The 294-nt window shown below is 49.3% G+C and carries 2 rRNA genes; both read right to left on the reverse strand.

The features are described 5' to 3' along the window. Positions 1–102 (reverse strand): 5S ribosomal RNA (gene rrf / locus HU762_RS26565); the annotation flags it as partial. 105 nt (positions 103–207) lie between these two features. After that, positions 208–294, reverse strand: a 5S ribosomal RNA gene (gene rrf, locus HU762_RS26570); the annotation flags it as partial.

The raw sequence follows: 294 nt of genomic DNA on the forward strand, positions 1-294 counted from the left end.
TACTCTCACATGGGGAAACCCCACACTACCATCGGCGATGCATCGTTTCACTGCTGAGTTCGGGATGGGATCAGGTGGTTCCAATGCTCTATGGTCGTCAAGAAATTCGGGAACCAACCCGTTTTAAAAACGTGTTGGTGAAAATCGGTGACTTCTACTAAAACAAAACCCCTACCTGCGTCGGCAGATAGGGGTTTCGGAATTTAATCTTGACGATGACCTACTCTCACATGGGGAAACCCCACACTACCATCGGCGATGCATCGTTTCACTGCTGAGTTCGGGATGGGATCA

This window comes from Pseudomonas sp. SWRI92, assembly GCF_014268685.1.
Lineage (GTDB): Bacteria > Pseudomonadota > Gammaproteobacteria > Pseudomonadales > Pseudomonadaceae > Aquipseudomonas > Aquipseudomonas marvdashtae.